The sequence below is a fragment of the bacterium genome (assembly GCA_040757115.1).
GTDB lineage: Bacteria > UBA9089 > CG2-30-40-21 > CG2-30-40-21 > SBAY01 > JBFLXS01.
This window is the reverse complement of record JBFLYA010000316.1, coordinates 1-3,746: the sequence shown is the minus strand read 5'-3', so window position 1 is coordinate 3,746 and position 3,746 is coordinate 1. Positions and strand designations below refer to the sequence as shown.

Annotated in this window: 4 protein-coding genes; all 4 read right to left on the bottom strand. The window is 38.1% G+C overall.

From position 1 onward, the window contains the following. The coding region (locus AB1422_17780) for a GTP-binding protein (GenBank protein MEW6621154.1) at positions 1-451 on the bottom strand (451 nt) is incomplete at its 3' end. Positions 452-608: 157 nt separating this feature from the next. Beyond that, entirely contained in the window at positions 609-2,684 is a 2,076-nt protein-coding gene (gene fusA, locus AB1422_17775; GenBank protein ID MEW6621153.1) for an elongation factor G, read from the bottom strand. Between the two features lie 68 nt (positions 2,685-2,752). Beyond that, positions 2,753-3,019: a hypothetical protein gene (locus AB1422_17770; GenBank protein ID MEW6621152.1), complete on the bottom strand. Its 267-nt coding sequence runs from the start codon at positions 3,017-3,019 to the stop codon at positions 2,753-2,755. A 14-nt stretch (positions 3,020-3,033) separates the two neighbouring features. Continuing rightward, entirely contained in the window at positions 3,034-3,504 is a 471-nt protein-coding gene (rpsG, locus tag AB1422_17765; protein ID MEW6621151.1) for a 30S ribosomal protein S7, read from the bottom strand. Positions 3,505-3,746: the final 242 nt, after the last annotated feature.

The following is a 3,746-nucleotide window of genomic DNA, read 5'->3' as shown; positions in this document are numbered from 1 at the left end:
CAACTAAATCCAATAATTCCGGGTCATCAACCATATCTACTTTGTTTAAAAATACAACGATATACGGCACACCCACCTGACGGGCTAATAAAATATGTTCTCGTGTTTGAGGCATAGGACCATCTGCGGCTGAAACAACCAATATTGCCCCATCCATCTGGGCGGCACCGGTAATCATATTTTTGATGTAATCCGCATGCCCGGGACAATCTATGTGGGCATAATGCCTGTTTTGTGTCTGATACTCAACATGGGCTATGGCAATGGTTATCCCCCGCTCCCTTTCTTCTGGTGCGTTATCAATATCACCAAACGCCTTAAATTCTGCCTGTCCTGCCATTGATAAAACCTTCGTGATAACCGAAGTTAAAGTTGTTTTTCCATGGTCAATATGACCAATTGTTCCCACATTAACATGTGGTTTTGTCCGCTCAAATTTCTGCTTTGCCATTTTTTTTAATACCTCCTTTTATTTGGTAATTGGTAACTGGTGAATGGTAATTAGTTACCAGTTAACCGATTACTTACTTTATAATTTCGTGAAGCCCTATTTAGTAATTGGCTCAATGGTAATTAAATTACCATTTACCAATCACCAGTTACCAAATTTATATATTAGATACAATTTTTTCAGCAATTTCCTTTGGAACTTCTGCATAGTAAGCGAATTCCATTGTATAATTTGCCCTTCCTTGACTCAACGAACGTATCGTCGTCGCATACCCAAACATCTCTGATAGTGGCACCATGGCTCGAATGATTTGAGATGTTCTTCTTTGTTCCATTTCTAAAATATTTGCCCTTTTAGAATTAAGGTCTCCAATTATATCTCCCATATATTCCTGAGGAACGGTTACTTCTAATTTCATAATTGGCTCTAATAGAACTGGATGTGCTTTTTTAACTCCAGCAATAAACGCTTGATGTGCGGCATTTTTAAAGGCAATTTCCGAAGAATCTACCTCATGAAAAGAACCATCAAATAATGTTACTTTTACATCTACAACTGGATAGCCGGCTAATACACCGCAACCCATTGCTTCTTCAATACCTGCCTTCACCGGTGGGATATATTCCCTCGGTATAGTTCCGCCCACAATCTTATTAACGAATTCCAGTCCTGTTCCTGGTTCTACTGGTTCTATCATCAACCAGACATGACCATATTGTCCTCTACCACCACTCTGACGAATGTATTTTCCTTCTATTTCAACATTTCCTTTAATCGTTTCCCGGTATGCTACTTGTGGTTTGCTTACTTGGACATTTAATCCAAACTCCGTCTTCATTCGTTCGATTAAAACCTCTAAATGTAATTCGCCCATACCGGAGATAAGGGTTTGACCTGTATCTGAATTTACAGATTTTTTAAAAGTAGGGTCTTCTTGAGTTAAGCGACTTAAGACCAGCCCTAATTTTTCTTCATCCTGTTTGGTCTCTGGTTCTATCGCTACTGAAATCACGGGTGAAGGAAAATGAATTGATTCTAAAACAACTGGATATTTCTTATCACACAGGGTATTACCTGTAGAAATATCTTTTAATCCAACTACGGCTCCAATATCACCTGCATAAAGTCGTTCAATATCTTCTCGTTTATTCGCATGCATTTGTATTACTCGACCGATTCTTTCATTTTTGTCTGTATTAGCGTTATAGATTGAATCACCGCAAGCAACAGAGCCAGAATAAACCCGAATATAAGATAAATTACCGACATACGGGTCTGCCGCAATCTTAAAGGCTAAAGCAGAAAAAGGTTCATCATCTGAAGCAATTCGTTCTTCCTGTTGCTCTGTTTTAGGATTAACCCCATTAACTGGAGGTTTATCAATAGGAGAAGGTAAATAATCTACTGCGGCATCTAAGAGATTCTTTATTCCCTTATTATTGACTGAACTCCCACAGAGCACCGGGAAAATCAATCCCTTTATTGTTGCTGACCGAATACCTCTCTTAATTTCATCTTCACTCATCTGTTCATCGGATAAGTATTTTGTCATCAACTCTTCATCAAATTCTGAGATAGTTTCTATCAAAGTATGATGAGCAGTGTTTGCGGTTTCATATAATTCTTCAGGGATTTCATCTTCTCTAATGATTTCTATTTTTTCGTTTTTCTCCCAGTAAAGAGCCTTCATTTTAACCACATCGATAATGCCTTTAAACACACCTTCTTTATCCATAATTGGTAATTGTATTGGCACAGCGATAGCGTCTAATCTTTCTTTCATCATCAAAACCACATGGTTAAAATCTGCGCCTACTTTATCCATTTTATTGACAAAGGCAATTCTGGGAACATGATACCTGTCTGCCTGACGCCAGACAGTTTCTGATTGAGGTTCAACACCACCTACGGAGCAAAAAACGGTAATTACGCCGTCAAGCACTCTTAATGAGCGTTCTACTTCAATCGTAAAATCAACATGTCCCGGGGTATCAATAATATTGATTCTATGGTCTCGCCAGAAACAGGTAGTTGTAGCCGCAGTAATCGTAATCCCTCTTTTCTGTTCCTGTTCCATCCAGTCCATAACGGTCGTTCCTTCATCTACCTCACCAAACCTATGCACCTTACCTGTATGAAACAGAATGCGTTCCGTAGTTGTGGTTTTACCTGCATCTATATGAGCCATAAGCCCTATGTTTCTTATTTTTTCAAACGCAATCTTTCTTCCCATACTTCTCGCCTCTTTTTCTTTAACCATCACTTTTTCCATAATAATTTGTTATTTTTCCTCCTATTCGTTTAAGCCACTTGAACTTTTCTCTCTAATCCTATGTGTTCTAAGAGTATATGTTCTAAGTTGTTCATTTGCCCTTCAAATCGAGCTATTTTTGTATTCCAATCCATCACCCCTACAATTTTTTGTAGATCTATCTTAACTTCATGCATATCTTTCTGCATTGCCTCGAAACGCTCGCTATGATATTTTAATTCAACCTGAATCGCCTTTAATTCAGGAACCAATAAATCTTGAATAACCTTTTTAAATCCCCCAACAATATCTTGCATATAAAATCCTCTTTTTACCATCTATAATGAGCGAAAGCCTTATTTGCCTCAGCCATTTTATGGGTATCCTCTCTTTTCTTAATAGAAGCCCCGGTATTATTTACGGCATTTAATATTTCTTGAGCTAACTTTTCTTGCATCGGTTTCCCTTTTTGTGCTTTAGAAAAGGATATTATCCAACCCATAGCCATTGTAATACCTCGTTCTTCAGGGATTTCTACCGGGACCTGGTATGTTGCTCCGCCGACGCGTCTTGATTTTACAGCCACATGTGGTCTAACCTTATCCACTGCCCGCTTAAAAATTGTTATTGGAGATTCTTTTGTCTTTTCTTCGATAATAGCAAAAGCATTATAGACTATTTTTTGCGCTATTGATTTTTTACCTCGTCTTAAAATCATATTAATGAATTTACTCACTAACTGACTGTTATATATTGGGTCTGGCAATATGCGCCTTTTTTTTACCGGTCCTTTTCTGGGCATAATTACTCCTTTCTACTAAAGTAGTAGTCAGTAGATAGTAGAGAGTAGTCAGTAGAGAGAAAACATTGTGCCTTCCTCCTGCTTACTATCTACTATCTGCTTTCTACTAGTGCTCTGTCGCTACTCAATTGATGTCCCCCCTGGCCTAATCATTACCCACATCTTTTAGTGGACAGATTAGATAGAAATTCCAAATTCCAAGCACCAAATTCCAAATAAATTCCAAATTCCAAGCACCAAAT

What these genes read in the sequence shown, in the direction of transcription:
- fusA (MEW6621153.1), bottom strand. Translation starts at nt 2,684, where the DNA reads ATGGGAAGAAAGATTGCGTTTGAAAAAATAAGAAACATAGGGCTTATG.
- AB1422_17770 (MEW6621152.1), bottom strand. Translation starts at nt 3,019, where the DNA reads ATGCAAGATATTGTTGGGGGATTTAAAAAGGTTATTCAAGATTTATTG.
- rpsG (MEW6621151.1), bottom strand. Translation starts at nt 3,504, where the DNA reads ATGCCCAGAAAAGGACCGGTAAAAAAAAGGCGCATATTGCCAGACCCA.